Origin of the sequence: Enterobacter cloacae complex sp. SHL001, assembly GCF_049236825.1 — a bacterium.
GTDB lineage: Bacteria > Pseudomonadota > Gammaproteobacteria > Enterobacterales > Enterobacteriaceae > Enterobacter > Enterobacter hormaechei_C.
The window spans coordinates 471,482-490,640 of the sequence record NZ_JBMKIP010000003.1 but is presented as its reverse complement, the minus strand read 5'-3'; the positions used below and the strand labels follow the sequence as shown (position 1 = coordinate 490,640).

Annotated in this window: 18 protein-coding genes; 12 read left to right on the top strand and 6 right to left on the bottom strand. The window is 58.4% G+C overall.

Annotated features, from left to right (window positions below; translation table 11 throughout):
• Nucleotides 1-118 precede the first annotated feature (118 nt).
• Genes ACOTYH_RS11730 through ACOTYH_RS11710 form a run of 5 tightly spaced genes read left to right on the top strand, consistent with a single transcriptional unit; the run spans nt 119 to nt 4,780 of the window.
• Nucleotides 119-931, top strand: coding sequence for an ABC transporter ATP-binding protein (locus tag ACOTYH_RS11730; RefSeq protein ID WP_017384046.1), 813 nt, complete (start codon nt 119-121; stop codon nt 929-931).
• Nucleotides 928-1,911, top strand: a complete 984-nt coding sequence (locus ACOTYH_RS11725; RefSeq protein ID WP_421637755.1) for a FecCD family ABC transporter permease — start codon at nt 928-930, stop codon at nt 1,909-1,911. The genes ACOTYH_RS11730 and ACOTYH_RS11725 overlap by 4 nt, the downstream gene beginning before the upstream one ends.
• Nucleotides 1,908-2,948 carry a FecCD family ABC transporter permease gene (locus ACOTYH_RS11720; protein ID WP_017692658.1) on the top strand — a complete coding sequence of 347 codons (1,041 nt, stop codon included), beginning with the start codon at nt 1,908-1,910 and terminating at the stop codon, nt 2,946-2,948. Before ACOTYH_RS11725 ends, ACOTYH_RS11720 begins: the two co-directional genes overlap by 4 nt.
• Nucleotides 2,949-2,957: 9 nt before the next feature.
• The gene (locus ACOTYH_RS11715; protein WP_421637754.1) at nt 2,958-3,908 is read left to right on the top strand and encodes an iron-siderophore ABC transporter substrate-binding protein; all 951 of its coding nucleotides are present in this window, start codon (nt 2,958-2,960) and stop codon (nt 3,906-3,908) included.
• On the top strand, nt 3,905-4,780 hold the full coding sequence (locus ACOTYH_RS11710; protein WP_015571883.1) for a MurR/RpiR family transcriptional regulator: 876 nt from the start codon (nt 3,905-3,907) through the stop codon (nt 4,778-4,780). Before ACOTYH_RS11715 ends, ACOTYH_RS11710 begins: the two co-directional genes overlap by 4 nt.
• Before the next feature lie 41 nt (nt 4,781-4,821).
• Here ACOTYH_RS11710 and ACOTYH_RS11705 read toward each other — a convergent pair whose 3' ends face one another.
• Complete coding sequence (locus ACOTYH_RS11705) at nt 4,822-5,661, bottom strand: AraC family transcriptional regulator (protein ID WP_023295450.1); 840 nt, start codon at nt 5,659-5,661, stop codon at nt 4,822-4,824.
• A 166-nt stretch (nt 5,662-5,827) separates the two neighbouring features.
• Here ACOTYH_RS11705 and ACOTYH_RS11700 point away from each other — a divergent pair, with 166 nt between their 5' ends.
• Genes ACOTYH_RS11700 through ACOTYH_RS11690 form a run of 3 tightly spaced genes read left to right on the top strand, consistent with a single transcriptional unit; the run spans nt 5,828 to nt 10,155 of the window.
• Nucleotides 5,828-7,642 (top strand): DUF2264 domain-containing protein, encoded by a 1,815-nt coding sequence (locus ACOTYH_RS11700; RefSeq protein ID WP_047726759.1) that lies wholly within the window; start codon nt 5,828-5,830, stop codon nt 7,640-7,642.
• Nucleotides 7,643-7,673: 31 nt separating this feature from the next.
• Nucleotides 7,674-8,939 carry an oligosaccharide MFS transporter gene (locus tag ACOTYH_RS11695; protein WP_421637753.1) on the top strand — a complete coding sequence of 422 codons (1,266 nt, stop codon included), beginning with the start codon at nt 7,674-7,676 and terminating at the stop codon, nt 8,937-8,939.
• A 28-nt stretch (nt 8,940-8,967) separates the two neighbouring features.
• Entirely contained in the window at nt 8,968-10,155 is a 1,188-nt protein-coding gene (locus ACOTYH_RS11690) for a glycoside hydrolase family 88 protein (protein ID WP_033487700.1), read from the top strand.
• 32 nt (nt 10,156-10,187) lie between these two features.
• Here ACOTYH_RS11690 and lysM read toward each other — a convergent pair whose 3' ends face one another.
• From lysM to qseB, 5 genes are all read right to left on the bottom strand, one after another.
• Nucleotides 10,188-10,628, bottom strand: coding sequence for a peptidoglycan-binding protein LysM (gene lysM / locus ACOTYH_RS11685; protein ID WP_315748502.1), 441 nt, complete (start codon nt 10,626-10,628; stop codon nt 10,188-10,190).
• A gap of 151 nt (nt 10,629-10,779) precedes the next feature.
• Nucleotides 10,780-11,094 (bottom strand): putative quinol monooxygenase, encoded by a 315-nt coding sequence (locus ACOTYH_RS11680; RefSeq protein WP_032672004.1) that lies wholly within the window; start codon nt 11,092-11,094, stop codon nt 10,780-10,782.
• Between the two features lie 30 nt (nt 11,095-11,124).
• A complete protein-coding gene (locus ACOTYH_RS11675) occupies nt 11,125-11,706 on the bottom strand; it encodes an NAD(P)H-dependent oxidoreductase (protein WP_015571876.1) in 582 nt (193 codons plus the stop codon).
• Between the two features lie 89 nt (nt 11,707-11,795).
• On the bottom strand, nt 11,796-13,160 hold the full coding sequence (qseC, locus tag ACOTYH_RS11670) for a quorum sensing histidine kinase QseC (RefSeq protein WP_421637752.1): 1,365 nt from the start codon (nt 13,158-13,160) through the stop codon (nt 11,796-11,798).
• A complete protein-coding gene (gene qseB / locus ACOTYH_RS11665) occupies nt 13,157-13,816 on the bottom strand; it encodes a quorum sensing response regulator transcription factor QseB (protein ID WP_023295445.1) in 660 nt (219 codons plus the stop codon). Before qseB ends, qseC begins: the two co-directional genes overlap by 4 nt.
• A 139-nt stretch (nt 13,817-13,955) precedes the next feature.
• Between qseB and ACOTYH_RS11660 the strand changes: the two genes are divergently transcribed.
• The 4 genes from ACOTYH_RS11660 (at nt 13,956) to ftsP (ending at nt 19,109) form a co-directional block, all read left to right on the top strand.
• Nucleotides 13,956-14,357 carry a YgiW/YdeI family stress tolerance OB fold protein gene (locus ACOTYH_RS11660; RefSeq protein WP_032649546.1) on the top strand — a complete coding sequence of 134 codons (402 nt, stop codon included), beginning with the start codon at nt 13,956-13,958 and terminating at the stop codon, nt 14,355-14,357.
• Between the two features lie 118 nt (nt 14,358-14,475).
• Entirely contained in the window at nt 14,476-16,734 is a 2,259-nt protein-coding gene (parC, locus tag ACOTYH_RS11655; protein WP_045341636.1) for a DNA topoisomerase IV subunit A, read from the top strand.
• Between the two features lie 163 nt (nt 16,735-16,897).
• Nucleotides 16,898-17,635: a 1-acylglycerol-3-phosphate O-acyltransferase gene (plsC, locus tag ACOTYH_RS11650; RefSeq protein WP_003862497.1), complete on the top strand. Its 738-nt coding sequence runs from the start codon at nt 16,898-16,900 to the stop codon at nt 17,633-17,635.
• A 61-nt stretch (nt 17,636-17,696) separates the two neighbouring features.
• A complete protein-coding gene (ftsP, locus tag ACOTYH_RS11645; protein WP_017384056.1) occupies nt 17,697-19,109 on the top strand; it encodes a cell division protein FtsP in 1,413 nt (470 codons plus the stop codon).
• Nucleotides 19,110-19,159 lie beyond the last annotated feature (50 nt).

Genomic DNA, 19,159 nt, shown 5'->3' with positions numbered 1-19,159 from the left:
TCCCTGGGTTTTACAGGGTGTATCTTCGCTTGACTACTACATTGAGCGGCGGCAAACTCACAAAAGAGAATGAGTTTTATTTTTATTTGTTGGTTTTTTTTCTTACGTTGGCGTTCACGTGGCTCACTACATCAAAAAGCCGGGACTGGTTCTTGAGAACCTCTCCGCGGGTTACCAGAAAAAAATCATCGTTGATGATATCTCCCTTGCGATCCCCCAGCAGAAAATGACTGTTCTGGTGGGCGCAAACGGCTGCGGAAAATCGACGCTGTTAAGTACCCTCGCACGGCTGCTTCAGCCGCTCGGCGGCAGCGCGGTGCTGGACGGCAAAGCCATCCACTCGCAGCCAACCAAAGCGGTAGCCCGCCAGCTCGGGATCCTGCCGCAGTCTCCGCTGCTTCCAGAAGGGTTAACCGTATTTGAGCTGGTCTCGCGCGGACGTTTCCCCTGGCAGAACGTGATGCGCCAGTGGAGCGAGGAAGACGAGCGGGCCGTGGAAGAGGCGTTACGCCTGACCGGAACGGCAGAGTTTGCCCATCATCTGGTTGAAAGCCTGTCCGGCGGCCAGCGCCAGCGCTGCTGGATCGCTATGGTGCTGGCGCAGCAAACGCCCTATATCCTGCTGGATGAACCCACGACGTACCTCGACCTTCGCTACCAGGTGGAGATCCTCGAACTGCTGCACACGCTGACGCGCCGGCACGGGCGCACCGTGGTGGTGGTTCTGCACGATCTCAACTTCGCCGTGAATTACGGTGATTCGCTGGTCTTTTTACGTCAGGGAAAGGTTGAGGGGGTACTGCATGAGGGCGACGCCTGCACGCCGGAGCTGATCAAAGCGGTGTTTGACGTCGACGTGCATATGTCGGTTAACCCGCTGACCGGCAAGCCGTTCTTTATGCCGTTCCGTCAGGCTGACGACAAACCATGATGCGCACATCTGTGGCCTTTATTCTCTTTACGCTGCTGCTTCTGGCAGGCGCGATTGCGCACCTGAGCATCGGGGCGCGCGTTATCGTCCCCCGGACGGTAGTAGACGCATTTTTCCACTTCGACCCGCGCAATTTTGAGCATAGCGTGATCGTCAGGCTGCGCTTGATGCGGCTATGCGCCGCCCTGGTGACGGGCGCGGCGCTCGGCGTCGCGGGCGTGCTGCTGCAATCAGTGATCCGCAATCCGCTCGGCGAGCCGCATATCCTGGGGCTGAATGCAGGGGCGGCGCTGGCGGTGGTCCTGACGAGTGCCCTCGGGCTGTCGCTGCCGTTTGGCCGCCCTCTGATAGCCGCAACTGGCGCCGCCGCACTCTTTTTGCTGGTGCTAACGTTCTCCTCATCCGGGCGTACCGGTCTCACGCCGATGAAGGTCACGCTGTGCGGCGTGGCGATGTCGGCATTTGCCTCATCGATAACCGCCACGGTGTTGATTCTGGATGAACAGACGCTGCTGGCCATGCGGACCTGGCTTGCGGGGGATGTGGCGGGAGTCATCGGCGAGACGATCGCTAGCGCCGCGGGGGCCGCTGCCGTGGGTTTTGCGCTGGCGTTCTGGCTGTCGCCGTCGCTGAACATGCTGGCGCTGGGCGAGAGAATGGCGCAGGGGCTTGGCGTGTCGCTGCTGAAAACGCGCCTGCTCGCGCTGCTGGCCATCGCCCTGCTGTGCGGCGCGGCGGTTTCAGTTGCCGGACCGATCGGGTTTATCGGACTCGTGGTGCCGCAGCTGATTCGCCGTCTGGTATCGGTGGACCTGCGCGTGATGGTGCCGCTTTCAGCCCTCTGCGGGGCGCTGGTTCTGCTGATGGCGGATATCGCCGCCCGTACGCTGTTTACGCCGTATGAGCTGGCAACCGGCGTGATGACTGCGCTAGTCGGCGCGCCGGTCTTTATCCTTATGGCGTCAAGGATGTTCAAATGAACCGGGCTGGATTGAGGGCAGTACGATTTTTCTCCTTCTCGGCGCTGGTTCGCCCGAGGGCGCTGCTGTATCTGGCCGTATTATCGCTTGCCGCTCTCCTGCTGCTAAGTTTTGGCCTGACGCACGGTTCGCTGCCCATTCCTGCTTCCGCCATCGGACGTGCGCTGTTTTATCCTGAACGTCTGACGGCGGATGCGCATTACATTGTGATGGATATCCGCCTGCCGCGCCTGCTGATGGCGGTGCTGTGCGGCGCGATGCTCGGCATGGCGGGGGCGGCCATGCAGTCCATTACCCGCAACGGCCTTGCTGACCCCGGTCTTATCGGCGTGAAAGAGGGCTGTAGCGCGGCGGTGCTGCTGCTGATTTTTCAGTTTCCGGGATTGGGGCCGTACTGGCGTCCACTTATCGGCATGGCCGGTGGGCTGCTGACCGCGCTGCTGGTAGTGGCGCTGGCGCGTGATATCTCGCGCCCGCGATTCATCCTGATCGGCATCGGCGTGTCATGGGCGTTTGCCGCCGCGATGGGGGTCTTTATGACGACCGCCGACGTGCGCGACGTCCAGACGGCGATGCTGTGGCTGGCGGGGAGCCTGCATGCGGCAAGCTGGACGCTGGTCAGCATCGCTGCTGCCTGGACAGTGCCGGCGTTTGCGCTGCTGCTCTTTACCGCACGCGCCGCAGACGTAGCCTTGCTCGGCAACCACACTGCGACGGGGCTGGGCGTGCGGACTTCACGCCTCGCTCTGCTGCGCGTGTTTGCCCCCGTGGTGCTCACCGCGGCCTGCGTCTCCTGCGTGGGGAGTATCGGCTTTGTCGGGCTGATTGCCCCGCACATGGCGCGCCTGCTGCTGCGCGGAGGGCAAACGGCACTGCTGACGGGAAGTGCCGTACTGGGCGCGCTGCTGGTGCTGCTGGCGGATAACGTCGGGCGGCTGGCATTTCTCCCGTTGCAGCTGCCGGCGGGAATTGTCATTTCACTGATTGGCGGACCGTTTTTCCTGCTGCTGCTCTGGCAGCGTCGGGATCGATTTTAGGGGATAAAAATGCGCGTATTTTTTGCAATGCTGGTGCTGGTGGGTTTTGCTGTAGGAGCCGCAGAGCCAACGCAGACGTTTACTGACGACCTGAACCGCAACGTGGTGGTGCCGGTTAACCCGAAGCGGATTGTGTCCCTGCACGACCTGGATATCACCATTCCGCTGATCGAGCTTGGCGTACCGCCGGTTGCCAGCCATGGCCGCACCCGACCGGACGGCAGCCATTTTCTGCGTTCCAGCGGTATGCTGACGGGCATCGATTTTGATAATTCCGACATCACATTCATCGGCACCGCGGATATCGATATTGAAGTCATCGCTGCGGCGAAGCCGGATCTTATCATCACCGAGCCGACCCGCAACACGCCGGTCGAACAGCTGGAAAAAATTGCCCCGACGGTGAGTATCGATCACCTCGACGGCGGTGCGCCGGAGATCTACCGCAAGCTGGCGCAGCTTACCGGGACAGAGGCGCGGCTGAAGATTCTGGAGCGTCGCTATCAGGAGCAGATCGAGGCGCTAAAGGCGACCATCGATACGAGCAAACTGACCGTCTCGGTGATTCAGGCCAATCAGGGCAAAATCAACGCCATGCACAGCTACCACTCGCTTGGGCGCGTGCTGCGCGACGCAGGGTTCAGGTTCCCGCCGCTGATTGAGAGCATCCCGGAGGGCGGGCGCATCGACGTCAGCGCCGAGCGCCTGCCGGAGCTGGATGCTGATTTTGTCTTTGCCACCTGGCGCGGGGACACCGGCGGAAAACCGCAGGACGAGCTGGCGGCGATGGATGCGGTGATGCCGGGCTGGTGTCAGTTTCTCAACGCCTGCCGAACCGGGCATTACGTGCTCATCTCCCGCGAGGAAGCGATCTCAAATTCATTTGCCTCGCTGGGGCTGATGGCCGCGCAGGTGCAGTCGCAGATAGCGGGCCGTCCGCTGCCGGAGGCCGCACGATGATCCGAAAAATTGATGTCTACGGCGACCGCCTCCGCTCGCGGGCGCACCAGCTGACGCCGCGTCTGCTGCAGGTGGCGAGCTATATCAATGAAAATCGTGAAGCGGTTATGGAGCAGACGGCAATGGAGATTGCCGCTGTGCTACACACCTCGGACGCCACCGTGGTGCGTGCCATTCAGGCGCTTGGGTTTGGTGGGCTGCGGGATCTCAAGCAGACCCTGGAGCAGTGGTTTGGCCCGGTGGTCACCTCCAGCGAGAAGATGTCCACCACGGTAAACACGCTTACCAGCGACGTCGACGCGAGCATCGATTTTGTGCTGGAAGGCCATCAGCACACCTGCGCGGTGTTGTCCGAACCGGGCAACCGCTACGCGATGGCGCAGGCCGTGTCGCTGCTGGCGCAGGCGAGACAGGTCGCTATTTTTGGCATTGGCGCATCCGGCATTCTGGCTGAGTACACCTCGCGACTGTTTAGCCGTATAGGCCTGCCTGCGATCCCGCTCAACCGCACCGGTATTGGCCTCGCCGAACAGCTGATTGCCCTACAGCGCGGTGACGTGCTGGTAATGATGGCGCAAAAATCCGCGCACCGGGAGGGGCAGACCACGCTGCGCGAAGCGAAGCGCCTGGGTATTCCCACCATTTTGCTGACCAACGCCACGGACTCGCGCTTTAGCAAAGAGGCAAGCGTAGTGATCCACGTCCCGCGCGGTGGCGAGAAGGGCAAAATCCCGCTGCACGGCACGGTGCTGCTGTGCCTGGAGATGATTATTCTGTCCGTCGCCTCCACTGAGCCGCAGCGCACCATCAAGTCGATGAAGCGCATCAACGAGTTACACCGCGGATTAAAGCCGGGGAAGAAGAGCGGTTGATCTTCCCCCTCTCCCCGTGGGAGAGGGCGGGGGTGAGGGCGTCAAACCGCACGATGGTTCTTCCTGTACTGCAACGGCGTCTCGCCAATCCCCTTTTTAAAAGCGCTGATAAACCACGTCACGTCGGAAAATCCCGCCTGTGCGGCAATGTCACGCACGCTCGAATCCGTGTGGAGTAAACACTCGCACGCCTTACGCAATCTTAGCGTGTTCAGGTAGTCGTGAATTTTTTCGCCCGTTTCCGCATGGAATCTTCGCGATACGTAACTGCGTGATTTACCCAGCTCTTCGGCCAGCGCATCCAGACGAAATTTCTCCTGATAATGCTCGTCGAGCCAGAACATTACCTGGCTGGCGATCCCCTGGCTGTTGCCCGGCTCACCGTCGCGATCGTCGGGGAGCATCGCGAACAGGCCGATCAGCAGGCTGGCGATGCTCTCGCCGTTCATCGGCGGTTTATAGCAGCTAAACAGATGGTCGATATGGTGGTGACAGTGGGCTAAATCGGCGACCCACGCTTCGCCGCCACGGCGTGACAGCCGCTCCAGGCGCTGCCGGGTCTGGGGAAAATCCCGCAGGATCTTCAGCACCGCGTGCTGGTCGAGATGAATAATGGTGCGGCGGTAAATTGCCTCCGCCTGTTCGTCCACCATGACCTTGTGCAGCGTAAAAGGCGGGAAGAAAAACAGTCGTCCGGGGCGCATGGTGTAGTGACGATTATCGACAATCGCCACGCCAAAGCCCTCTTCCACATAGAGGATCTCCAGACACTGATGCCAGTGATGGTAGCGCACCGTATTGGCAAACAGGCGGCTGAACGAGGCCACGGTATCATTCAGGGCGATCAGTTCCAGAAGGTCGGATGTCGGCGTGTCGCGCATAGTGCAATAAAACTCAACTTTTTCCCATCTGATCGTCTTTATAAACCACCTTTTTAAATTTTCTCAACTGGAGGTTTATTCATCGTTCATGCCTGTGACATGGCTAACATTTCTGCCCCTTGCGGATTCACTATGCTTTGCCGCAGTTGATTACGAGGGCGAACCGATGTGGGCGGCAAACAAAGAAAAATCAAATCCGTTGTCTTCACGCCAGGAGGTAGTGGCGTCGTTGAATGCACTTTTACAGGCGCTGGACACGCAATTTCCGGCGAACCGTTCACGATTCCCGCTGGGCGACACCTGCGCCCATTACACAGCGGATATTGCGCAGATGGAGGGACTTTCCCGCGCGCTGTGGGGGCTGTTTCCGCTGATGGCATCTGGCGAAAGCACGCCGTTCAGCGAGAAGTACCTTACTGCCATTAAGCTTGGTACCGACCCGCAAAGCAGCGGCTACTGGGGTGAAACCGGCCCGTACGATCAGCGTCTGGTGGAGATGGCGGCCTACGGTCTGGGGCTCGCTCTGCTGGGGGATAAACTCACCGCGCACTTTACCGGGCGCGAGGTGATGAACCTGCACGCGTGGCTCAACCAAATCACCGACGCGCAGATGCCGGACAGCAACTGGAACTATTTTGCCATTATGGTCCAGCTCGGCTTTAAGCGCGCCGGCCTGCCGTACGATCGGGCCGCCATTGACCACCGCTTTGCGCTGATGGACGCCTACTACCTCGGCGACGGCTGGTATTCCGACGGTCCCGGCCGCCCGAAAGATTACTACATCTCCATGGCTTTCCATTTCTACGGCCTGATTTACGCCACGCTGAGTGACGACGAGGCGAGGGCGAAGGTGCTGCGCGAGCGCTCGCGTCTGTTCGCGGAAGACTTTATCTACTGGTCCGCCGCCGATGGCGCCTCGGTGCCGTTTGGCCGCAGCCTGACCTACCGCTTTGCCATGGTTGCCTTCTGGAGCGCGGTGGCCTTTTCTCAACTGGACGTCTTCACCCCGGGCATCGTGAAGGGCATTGTGCTGCGGCATCTGCGCTGGTGGCAGCAGCAGTCGATTGTCGATCGCGACGGTATTCTTACCCTGGGGTTTGCGTATCCGAACCTGGCGATGTGCGAGGATTACAACTCCCCCGGTTCACCGTACTGGGCGCTGAAAACCTATCTGATCCTGGCGCTGCCGGAAGCACACCCGTTCTGGCAGGCGGAAGAACAACCGCTGCCCGCGCTTGCTGAAAAACATGTGATTCCGCATGCGCAGCAGATCCTGATGCATTCGAAAGATTCTCAGCACGTCGTCATGCTCACCGCCGGTCAGCTGGAGCTGAACAACTACGTCAACACCGAAGCGAAATACACCAAATTTGCCTACTCCAGCCGCTTCGGATTCACCCTTGAGCGCGGGCGTTTTGGCCTGAAGCATGCCGCCTGCGATTCCATGCTGCTGCTGGCGGACGGAGATGACTATTTCCGCGGTCGTCGCGAGTGCGACGAGGTTCGGGTGGATGAAAATTACATTTTCTCGCGCTGGTCGCCGTGGCGCGACGTGCAGATTGCGACCTGGCAGATCCCGTTCGGGGAGTGGCACCTGCGCCTGCACCGTATCAACAGCGCGCGCACTCTGCAAACCGTCGAGGGCGGCTTTGCGGTGATGAAAACCGCCCATCAGGTGCGCGAACGCGGTTGTTATCTGTTGGCTGAAAACGGCAGCAGCGTCATTGTCGATCTTTCGCCGATCATTCAGCGCCAGCCAGACAGCATCGTCACGCCGCCGAACAGCAGCATTATGTTTGCGGAGTGCGCCTCCATTCCGCTGTTAAAAGCTGACCTCCCGCAAGGGGAAAGCTGGCTCTGTTGCGCCGTTCTGGCTGGCGGAAAACAGCCCGCTGCGGCGACGCCGCAGCTGAATATAACCCATAACCAGGTCGTGATTAGCGAACCCGGAAGCGAACGTAAGCTGGCGTTCACATTATAAAAATCTGGCCCTACACCCCGGCGAGGATGATATGAAAAGCACTTCGACAACCAACAGAACTGAATATTACAAAATCAGCAGCTTTATCTTTCTCTATTTCTTTACCTGGTCTGCCAGTATTGGTCTGCTGGCGATCTGGCTCGGTCAGAAAGCCAACCTGAGCGGATCGGTGATTGGAACCGTCTTTGCGGTGAACGGGATATTCTCCGTTATTCTCAAGCCGATCTACGGCTATATTCTCGATAAGATCGGCATGAGCAAATATCTGCTCTATTTTGTGGTGATCATGTCGGTCCTGATGGCGCCATTCTTTATTTATGTTTACCAGCCGCTGTTAATGTCTAATACCCTGCTGGGGATTATTATCGGCGCGCTCTATTTAAGCTTTGCCTGGTACGCGGGCGTGGCGGCGTGTGAATCCTATTCCGACCGCTTTAGCCGTTTGAATGGCATGGAGTTCGGGCAGATCCGTATGTGGGGATCGCTCGGCTGGGCGGTGGCGTCATCTTTCTCCGGCCTGCTGTTCAACCTCTCACCGGCGTATAACTTTATTCTCGGCAGCGTGGCGTCGGTGGTGATGCTGATTGTCCTGCTGAGCCTGAAAGTGAACACTAACTCCGCTCACGCAGGCGAGGTGCTGACGAAAGAGAAAATAGCCCCGTCTGACGTTTACGCCCTGCTGCGTAACCGCAAATTCTGGGCCTTCTGCCTGTACGTGGCGGGCGTGGCATGGATGATGTTTATCGCCGAGCAGCAATTCTCGCGCTATTTCGTCACCTTCTTCGATGATATTCATGAGGGCAACGCCGTATTCGGCTATCTCGGGACCGTACAGTCGGGCATGGAATTTGTCATGTATATGGTGGTCCCGCTGTTTGTGAACTTTATTGGCGCCAAACGCGGGCTGTTAATTGTCGGGCTGGTGGTTGGGGCGCGTCTGATTATTTCCGGCATGTGTGATTCACACCTGTTAATTTCAGTGCTTAAGCCGCTGTACGGTCTGGAAATTTGTCTCCTGCTGGTGTCGGTATTTAAATATATCGCCGAGCATTTCGACAAGCGCGTCAATGCCACCATGTATTTACTCGGCTATCAGGCGATGCTCTACGTTGGCAACGTGGTGGTCTCTTCCCCTGCCGGCTTTATGTATGACCGTATTGGCTTTGAGCACACCTATATCATCATGGGCGCAACGGCGCTGACCTTTACCCTTATTTCTGCTTTTACGTTATCCGCCTGTCAGAGCAAATGGCGCGGGGCTCGTGCGCTGAACGTAGCAGAAACGTCAACACGATAAATTACGCCGTCAAAGAAGGAACCGAAATATGTTAAGTCGTATCAAAGAAGAACGTCTGCCTGTTATCGCTGCGCCCGTTGACTCCCGCGCATTCAGCGATGAACTGAATTCGGCGCGCAGACACGTTCTTGACCTGATTAGCCGTCATTTAACGGAGTTCGGCGACAAATTCCCGGCGGAAACCTGCCAGAACGGTTTTTATCCGCTGACTGACAACGTGGAGTGGACCACCAGCTTCTGGACCGGGCAGCTGTGGCTGGCATGGGAGATGAGCGGCGAGGAAAAATTCCGCGCGATGGCGGAAAAACACGTGCGCTCGTTTGGCCTGCGCATCGCCGGGCGCAACGACACCAACACCCACGATTTAGGCTTCCTCTACACGCTCTCCTGCGTAGCCGCGTGGCGGCTGACCGGAAGCCGCGAGGCGCGCGGCTTCTCGCTGCTGGCGGCGGAAGCCCTGCTGGAACGCTTCCACGAGAAGGCGAAAATCATCCAGGCGTGGGGCGATCTCTCCGATCCGGAGCAGGCCGGGCGGATGATCATCGACTGCAACATGAACCTGCCGCTGCTCTACTGGGCAACGGAGCAGACGGGCGATCCGCGCTTTGCCGACGCCGCAAAAGCGCACGTCATGCAGGCCGCGACATACCTCATTCGTGACGATGCCTCCACCTTCCACACCTACTATATGGATGTGGCAACCGGCGCACCGCGCTACGGCAACACCCAGCAGGGCTACGCCGACGACTCCTGCTGGTCGCGCGGGCAGGCTTGGGGCATTTACGGTTTCCTGCTGAGCTATATCTATACCGGCGACGAAACGATGATCGCCCTGTCAAAACGGCTGGCGAACTACTTCCTCAATCGCCTGCCGGAAGACTACGTCTGCCACTGGGATCTGGCGCTGGTGGGCACCGACGCACTGCGTGATTCTTCCTCGGCGGCAATTGCGGTGTGTGGACTGCTGGAGCTGGTGAAACATCTGCCGGTCACAGATCCGGATCGCGAACGTTACCTCGAATGGGCGAAAGGGATTATGTCCTCGCTAACAAAGCACTATCTGATGGGCAAAGAAGAGAAGGGCAACGGGCTGCTTAAGCACTCGGTGTATCACCTGGCGAGCAATAAAGGCGTGGATGAGTGCGCGAGCTGGGGCGATTACTTCTACGTTGAGGCACTGGTGCGTTTTACGCAGAGCTGGAAACTGTACTGGTAAAAACAGTCGGGGGGTAACCCCCGACTTATCGATCACGCTTTCGGAATACGCAGCGTCTGACCGGGATAGATCTTATCCGGGCTGGAGAGCATTGGGCGGTTAGCCTCAAAAATCTTATTGTACTGGTTGGCATCGCCGTACACGGTTTTAGAGATTGCGCTCAGGGTATCGCCGGATTTCACCGTATAGTAGGTGGCTTCATCTTTGGCATCTGTCGCGGTGATATTGTTCTCCACTTCGCTGACGCCCGCGATGTTGCCGACGGCGACCTGGATTTTTTCTTTCTGCTCCTGCGTCAGCCCGTCGCCCGTCACGCTGGCCTTGCCGTCGGTAACGGTGACCTGGACGTTATCCGCGCCAGGAATATTCAGCTTTTTCAGGTGCTCGGTGATTTTGTCGCCCTGACCTTTATGATCGGTCAGGTTATCCCACAGCTTTTCGCCTGCTTCTTTTACGAAGTTAAAAAGTCCCATTCCATCCTCCTGTTAAACATGAAGTCAGAATAAGCATAGCAGTTGAATGTTAAGGTGATAAAAAAAGCCCGGCGGCGTTAACGCTTACCGGGCCTGGGAGGGAAGTTGAAGGCCGGGTAAACGCAGTGCCACCCGGCAAATTTCACGGAACTTAAACCCCTTGCTCCAGAATTCGGATATGGGTATCCAGAACGTCCCCTTTCACCGCGTCGCTCCACGCTTTCATATGCGCGGTCTGCAAATGCGCTTCAAGGTGCGCGACGGTTTCCCACTGCTCAACCATGATGATTGAGTCTGGCGCGGTCGCCTGGAAGCTTGCGCTGGTGGCGGCGTCCACCATCGGCGCGTAGCCGTGGCAGCCTTCTTCTTTCAGTACGGTCGGGATGATCTTCGCGAACTCATCCAGTACCGCCTGGCGGTGATGTTGGCCAGGACGCGTACGGATTTCAGCAATAACGGTAAGCATAATTAACTCCTTCTAATTCCAGGCTACCAGTTAAGCAAAAATTTCCGCGAGATGCTTGCGATATTCTGCGATATAGCGCGGGACGTCCGGCATTTTAATTACGTCGTTGACGATAAAGGTCGGCAGCGGCTCCATACCCAGGAACTGATTCGCCTTGTGGAACGGCAGATACGCGCCGTCTACGCCCACGCCTTCGAAGAACTGATCTTGCTCAGTGAACGCTTCTAGCGGGGCATTCCAGGTCAGGGAGAGCATGTATTTCTTGCCCTGAATCAGGCCGCCGGAACCGTATTTTTTAGACGCGTCTGAGCGGGTGCGGCCGTCGCTGGCATACAGCGAACCGTGACCTTCGGTAAACACATCGTCCATGTATTTTTTCACGGTCCACGGTGCGCCCATCCACCAGCCCGGCATCTGCCAGATAACCACGTCGGCCCACAGGAAGTTCTGCACTTCGGCCTTCACGTCGTAATCGCTGTCCGCGCGCACGACCTTAACATCATGTCCGGCGTCGCGCAGGAAACCATCCGCGACCTCGGTCAGGGTGTCATTGAGCTGGCCTTTAGAGTGCGCAAATTCTTTCGCGCCGTTGATAATCAGAATGTTGCTCATTATTTGTCCTCGATGCTGAGAGTATGCCGGGTATTCTACGCGCGAGGACGGAGCGGAAAAATAAGCAGAATGTGCAAAGTCTTTTGCGCTCAGCGCAATAATGGCTGCCAGCTGACGGTCACCTCAAAGCCCCCTTCCGGCGCATTGCCCAGCGAGACGCGCATCCCATGTAACGCCGCGATACGCTTGACGATAGACAACCCCAGACCGCTGCCGGTGGCGTCCTGGCCCGGTGGACGATAAAAGCGCTCGCCGAGACGCGCCAGCGCATCGGATGAAATGCCCGGGCCGTTGTCGCGCACGGTAAAGCTTTGGGTATGCAGCGTCACGTCCACCACGCTGCCGCGCGGGCTGTAACGAACGGCGTTGTCCAGCAGGTTACGCGCCAGAAGGCTCAGCAGTAGCGGCTGTCCGTGACGCATCACCTCGGGCGCGTTGACGTTGAGCCGAATATCAATGCCCGCCTGCTGCGCCGGATGCCAGATATCCAGCACCGCGGATTGCAGCAAATCGGCCATCATCACGGGTTCGACGTCATCAAGATTATCCAGTGAATCCAGGCGCGACAGGGTGAGAAGCTGGTCCACCAGCCGGGAGGCGCGGTCGATGCCCGCATGCAGCTGCCCCAGCGCTTTAGACTGCGCCCCGGGATCGTCCAGGGAAAGCTGCGCCACGTCGGTTTGCACCTTCAGCGCGGCCAGCGGGCTGCGCAACTCATGGGCGGCATCCGAGGTGAAGCGGCGCTCGCGGGCCATCATCTCCTGCGTACGGGCGAAAAGATGGTTAAGCGCATCAAGCAGCGGGCGAACCTCCGTCGGCACGCCGTGGGTGGGCAGCGTATCGGTCGCATCCGGCGAGCGCGAGCGCAGGGTCCGCGCCAGATTTTTCAGCGGTTTCAGTTCCCGGCTCAGCAGAACAATCAGCAACAAAAGCATGACGGGCAGCGCCACCAGCCACGGCGTCAGCTGCGAGCTGACCACGTCCAGCGCCATATCCTGTCGGTACTCCCACTCCTGGCCAACCACCACGCGGTATTTCCCGTCCGGAGAAGTCAGCCACAGGAAACGCCATTGGTCGTTGTCATCCTGCAACCGACCGTCATCAAACCCGTCCCGGCGGTAGAGGTAAGGTATGTCGCGCCCGTTTTCGCCGTCGTTAAGCACCATGCTGCCGTCGGCGGTGAAGATTGCGAAGGCCAGCGCATCGTCGTCCAGATGGCCGTGTTTGGCTTTTTTCGGTACCTCGCGCATGCGTTCCGGGGCGCGAAGTTCGTCCACGTCCATCGTCAGCAGCCGTTTGGCAAACAGCATCTGCTGGGTATCGAACAGCTTATCGAGCTTGTCGGTCGTCTGGTGCCAGGCCACCACGCTTGCGGCAAACCAGGCCGCCAGGGACAGCAGCAAAAAGAGGAGCGTCAGGCGCAGCTTCAGGCTCAGGCGTTGGGTCAGTTTCATGCGTCACCCAGGGTATAACCGATGCCGTGCACGGTGCGGATAAATTCGCTGCCGAGCTTGCGGCGTAAATGATGAACGTGGACTTCGACGGCGTTGCTGGAGACGTCATCATCCCAGTTGTAGAGTTTCTCCTCGATGGTCTTGCGCGGCAGCACGCGGCCCGCGTTGCGCATCAGCAGCTCCAGCAGGGCGAACTCTTTGGGTTTGAGCACCAGCGTTTCGCCCTCCAGCGTGGCGACAAGGCTTGCCGGATCGAGCGTGACCTTGCCGTGACGCAGCTCGCTGCGCGCCTGCCCGTGACTGCGGCGCACCAGCGCTTCAAGGCGGGCCGCCACTTCAATCAGCGCGAACGGCTTACACAGGTAATCATCCGCCCCCAGGCGTAACCCTTCGACGCGCTGATTCAGCGCATCCCGCGCGGTCAGGATCAGCACCGGTTCGCTCTTACCGCTTTCGCGCCAGGCGCGCAGGATCTCAAGCCCGTCGATTTCTGGCAGCGTCAGGTCCAGCACCACGGCATCATACGGCGCGGTGTACAGGGCCGCCTGCCCGGTTTTACCGTCGGTAAACCAGTCCACGTTAAAGCCCATTTTGCTTAAGCCCGCTTTGATGCCGTCGCCGATGAGCTTGTCGTCTTCTACCAGTAAAATGCGCATATTTCCTCCTTGATGCCGTCAGTAAACCTTCTGCAAGCGCCTGCTGTACAGTAAAAATAAATAAATTTTCCCCTTAAGAAGTTGTTAAGGTTTACCCTGTTTAATGGATTGTGAAACGACATTAAAGGGAGAGATAAAGATGAAAAAATTCGCTGCAATTGCTGCCATCATGATGATGACCACGGCCCCTGTCTTTGCTGCACAGGGTGGCTTCTCTGGCCCATCTGCGACACAGAACCAGACGCAAACCCAGCAGGGTGGCTTTGTCGATAACAACGCCAACCTCACCACCGCGGCTAAAGTGAAAGACCTGAAGGACGATGCCTGGGTGAAGCTGCGCGGGAACATTACCGAGCGCCTGTCCGATGACCGTTACACCTTCCGCGATGAGAGCGGCACGGTGGTGGTGGAGATCGACCACAAGCGCTGGAACGGCGTGACCGTCAGCCCGCAGGATAAAGTCGAACTCCAGGGTAAAATCGATAAAGACTGGAACGAGTTTGAAATCGACGTGAAGCAGGTTATCAAGCTGAACAAATAACCCGGAAAGGGCCGCTTATGCGGCCCTTTTTCTTTGTGACTCAACTCGCCAGATGAGGTAGTATCTGCGGCAATATTGCCTGAAACCCATCGGTTTCTGAGTTGAGGAATCACACGTAATGAGCGATATGGCAGAGCGCCTCGCGCTACATGAATTCACGGAAAACGCCTACCTGAACTACTCCATGTACGTCATCATGGACAGGGCGTTGCCGTTTATCGGGGATGGCCTGAAGCCCGTTCAGCGCCGCATCGTCTATGCGATGTCCGAACTGGGACTGAATGCTACCGCCAAGTTTAAGAAATCCGCCCGTACCGTCGGCGACGTGCTGGGTAAATACCATCCGCACGGCGACAGCGCCTGCTATGAAGCGATGGTGCTGATGGCCCAGCCGTTCTCTTATCGCTATCCGCTGGTGGATGGCCAGGGGAACTGGGGGGCGCCGGACGATCCGAAATCCTTCGCGGCAATGCGTTATACCGAATCCCGCCTGTCTAAATATGCCGAAGTGCTGTTGGGCGAGCTGGGGCAGGGGACGGTCGACTGGGTGCCAAACTTCGACGGTACGATGCAGGAGCCGAAGATGCTGCCTGCGCGTCTGCCGAACATCCTGCTGAACGGCACGACCGGTATCGCCGTGGGCATGGCGACGGACATTCCGCCGCACAACCTGCGTGAAGTGGCAAAAGCCGCCATCACCCTGATTGAGCAGCCGAAAACCTCGCTGGACGATCTGCTGGATATTGTGCAGGGGCCGGACTATCCGACCGAAGCCGAGATCATCACCTCGCGTGCGGAAATCCGCAAAATCTACCAGAACGGCCGCGGCTCCGTGCGCATGCGCGCGGTGTGGAATAAAGAGGATGGCGCCGTGGTGATCACCGCGCTGCCGCACCAGGTGTCCGGTGCGAAGGTGCTGGAGCAGATCGCCTCCCAGATGCGCAATAAAAAGCTGCCGATGGTGGACGACCTGCGCGACGAATCGGACCACGAAAACCCGACCCGTCTGGTGATCGTGCCGCGCTCTAACCGCGTGGACATGGAGCAGGTGATGAACCACCTGTTCGCCACTACCGATCTGGAAAAAAGCTACCGCATCAACCTGAATATGATTGGTCTGGACGGTCGTCCGGCGGTGAAAAACCTGCTGGAGATCCTCACCGAATGGCTGGCCTTCCGCCGCGATACGGTGCGCCGCCGTCTGAACCATCGCCTGGAGAAAGTGCTTAAGCGCCTGCATATTCTCGAAGGTTTGCTGGTGGCGTTCCTCAACATTGACGAAGTGATCGAGATCATTCGTACCGAGGACGAACCTAAGCCTGCCCTGATGTCGCGCTTTGGCATCAGCGAAACCCAGGCCGAAGCGATCCTCGAACTGAAATTGCGCCATCTCGCCAGACTGGAAGAGATGAAGATCCGCGGCGAGCAGAACGAGCTGGAAAAAGAGCGCGATCAGCTTCAGGCGATTCTGGCATCCGAGCGCAAGATGAACACCCTGCTGAAGAAAGAGTTGCAGGCCGATGCCGACGCCTTTGGCGACGACCGTCGTTCTCCGCTGCACGAGCGCGAAGAGGCGAAGGCGATGAACGAGCACGACATGCTGCCTTCCGAGCCGGTGACCATCGTGCTTTCCCAGAGCGGCTGGGTACGTAGCGCCAAAGGCCACGATATCGACGCGCCGGGTCTGAGCTACAAATCCGGTGACAGCTTCAAGGCGGCGGTGAAGGGCAAGAGTAACCAGCCGGTGGCGTTCATCGACTCCACGGGCCGCAGCTACGCCATCGACCCGATCACGCTGCCGTCTGCGCGCGGCCAGGGCGAACCGCTAACTGGCAAGCTGACGCTGCCGCCGGGCGCCACGGTGGACCATATGCTGATGGAGGCCGACGATCAAAAACTGCTGATGGCGTCTGATGCGGGCTACGGCTTTATCTGTACCTTCAACGATCTGGTGTCGCGTAACCGTGCTGGTAAGGCGCTGATTAGCCTGCCGGATAACGCACACGTCATGCCGCCGCTGATCATCGAGAACGAAAGCGACATGCTGCTGGCGATCACCGCTGCCGGACGCATGCTGATGTTCCCGGTCAGCGATCTGCCGGAGCTGTCGAAAGGGAAGGGCAACAAGATCATCAGTATCCCGTCAGCGGAAGCGGCAAAAGGCGTCGATGGCCTCGCGCATCTCTTCCTGCTGCCGCCGCAGAGCACCCTGACCATTCATGTCGGCAAGCGTAAAATCAAACTGCGTCCGGAAGAGTTGCAGAAGGTGGTGGGTGAGCGTGGACGTCGCGGCTCACTGATGCGCGGCCTCCAGCGAATTGACCGCGTGGAGATCGACTCGCCGGCGCGCAGCAAAGCGGACGACAGCGAAGAGTAACCTGTTTCATCCCCCCTCTTTCCGGAGGGGGAATTACCATAAAATTTCCCGTAAAAACGTTGTTAATTCGTGCGTTGCGATTAACAATACGCGCTCGTAATAAAGTCCTTACCTGGCCACAGGTGAAGTATAATTGTCAGCTGTCAGGGCTTCAGAGGTCGCTATGCTATACATTGTTCGTCTCATTCTTACCGTTATTTATTGCATTCTGGTCTGTATTTTCGGATCGATTTATTGCCTGTTCAGCCCGCGTAACCCAAAGCATGTCGCGACGTTTGGCCACATGTTTGGTCGTCTTGCGCCGCTGTTTGGCCTGAAGGTTGAAAAGCGTCTGCCTGAAGGGGCGGAGAATTTCGGTAACGCCATCTATATCGCTAACCATCAGAACAACTACGATATGGTGACGGCCTCAAATATTGTTCTTCCGCCGACCGTAACCGTGGGTAAAAAAAGCCTGCTGTGGATCCCGTTTTTCGGTCAGCTGTACTGGCTCACCGGTAACTTACTGATTGACCGTAACAACCGCGCCAAAGCGCATGGCACCATTGCGGAAGTGGTGGATCAGTTTAAAAAGCGCCGGATTTCCATCTGGATGTTCCCGGAAGGGACGCGCAGCCGTGGTCGCGGCCTGCTGCCGTTTAAGACCGGCGCGTTTCATGCTGCAATTGCGGCAGGCGTTCCAATTATTCCCGTGTGTGTTTCCAATACATCGAATAAGATTAATCTTAACCGTCTGAATAACGGACTGGTCATTGTCGAAATGCTGCCGCCGGTAGATACCTCAAAATACGGTAAAGACCAGGTGCGCGAGCTGGCCACGCACTGCCGCGAGCTGATGGCTCAGCATATTGCGCAGCTCGATAAAGAAGTTGCAGAGCGAGAAGCCGCCGGTAAGATTTGACCCGGTGTCGTGTAAGGGAAAACGAATTCCCGCGTTGTTAGTCGTTTCAGATGGAGCTTATATGTCACTCAGTCGGCGTCAGTTTATTCAGGCTTCGGGTATCGCCCTTTGTGCGGGTGCGATGCCGCGGACAGCCAGCGCCGCCGGGCAGCAACAGCCGCTGCCTATTCCGCCGTTGATTGAATCCCGTCGCGGGCAGCCGCTATTCCTCACGCTTCAGCGTAGCCACTGGTCCTTTACCCAGGGAACGCGCGCGCAGGTATGGGGCATTAACGGACGCTACCTCGGGCCGACCATTCGCGTGTGGAATGGCGATGACGTTAAGCTCATCTACAGTAACCGTACGACGGAAAATGTCGCGATGACCGTCAGTGGTTTGCAGGTGCCGGGGCCGCTGATTGGCGGCGCGGCACGCATGATGTCGCCGAATGCCGACTGGGCGCCCGTCCTCCCGATTCGTCAGAGCGCGGCGACATTGTGGTATCACGCCAACACCCCGAACCGCACCGCCCAGCAGGTCTACAACGGCCTGGCCGGAATGTGGCTGATTGAAGATGAGGTCAGCAAAACGCTGCCGATCCCGAATCACTACGGCGTTGATGATTTCCCGATCATTATTCAGGACAAGCGGCTGGATAACTTCGGCACGCCGGAGTACAGCGAGCCGGGCAGCGGTGGTTTTGTGGGCGATACGCTGCTGGTTAACGGCGCGCAAAGCCCGTATGTTGAAGTGTCTCGTGGCTGGGTGCGCCTGCGTCTGCTGAATGCTTCTAACTCGCGTCGCTATCAGTTGCAGATGAGCGACGGCCGCGCGCTGCACGTGATTTCAGGCGATCAGGGGTTATTACCTGCGCCGGTGTCGGTAAAACAGCTGGCGCTCGCACCGGGCGAACGTCGTGAGATCCTCGTGGATATGACCAACGGGGATGAAGTGTCCGTGACCTGCGGCGAAGCGGCAAGCATTGTTGACCGTATTCGCGGCTTCTTTGAACCGTCGAGCGTTCTGGTCTCCACGCTGGTGCTCACGCTGCGCCCGACCGGCCTGTTGCCGCTGGTGACCGACAGTCTGCCGATGCGCCTGCTGCCGCAGGAGATTGTGACCGGCCCGGCAGTACGCAGTCGCGATATCAGCCTTGGCGACGATCCGGGCATCAACGGTGCGCTGTGGGACGTAAACCGCATTGATATCACCGCCCAACAGGGAACATGGGAGCGCTGGACCGTCCGCTCGGAGATGCCGCAGTCGTTCCATATTGAAGGGGTGTCATTCCTGATCCGCAACGTCAACGGGGCGATGCCGTTCCCGGAAGACAGGGGCTGGAAAGATACCGTCTGGGTGGATGGCCAGGTCGAACTGCTCGTCTACTACGGTCAGCCTTCCTGGCCGCACTTCCCGTTCCTGTTCCACAGCCAGACGCTGGAGATGATGGACAGGGGATCGGTAGGGCAGATGCTGGTGAATCCGGCACCATAAAACGCTTTCTCCCTCTCCCTGTGGGAGAGGGTTGGGGTGAGGGCAACAGC